Here is a 470-nt window from a genome sequence, read left to right as displayed (position 1 = left end):
ATATGTTCACATAAGCATGAGTTCTACAAAAGAGACTCTATAAAAGTTTCAGAACTTTCAAATCAACCACTAATTATGCGTGAATTAGGAAGTGGTACAAGAGCACAATTAGAAAAACAATTAAAAGAATTAAAAATCCCAATGAATATTAGATGGTCATGTTATAACTCTGAAGCTATATTAAGAGCAGTTGTAGATAATTTTGGCATTGCAGTTATATCTGAGTTACTTATTGAGGATTATTTAAAAAAGCATCTTTTGTGGGCTTGTGATATTGAAGGTATTAATTTACATAGAACATTTGATATTGCATATCATAGAAGTAAGTTTTTTACAGAAAATATTTCAGCATTCGTTGATATTTCAGTAAAATATGGAAAAAAACAAGCTAGAAAGAAGAGTAGGAGTGTAAACAGTTTATAATATAACTAAATAAAAATAAGAGTATATTAATATACTCTTATTTTTAT

Annotated in this window: 1 protein-coding gene; it reads left to right on the top strand. The window is 26.6% G+C overall.

Annotated features, from left to right (window positions below):
- The coding region (locus K0040_RS20120; RefSeq protein ID WP_265588950.1) for a LysR substrate-binding domain-containing protein at positions 1 to 423 on the top strand (423 nt) is incomplete at its 5' end.
- Between the last annotated feature and the right edge of the window lie 47 nt (positions 424 to 470).

It is taken from the genome of Terrisporobacter petrolearius, from assembly GCF_020748185.1.
In the GTDB taxonomy this organism is placed as follows: Bacteria; Bacillota; Clostridia; order Peptostreptococcales; family Peptostreptococcaceae; genus Terrisporobacter; species Terrisporobacter petrolearius.
The sequence above is the reverse complement of the archived record's forward strand: the minus strand, read 5'-3'. Positions and strand labels throughout refer to the sequence as shown.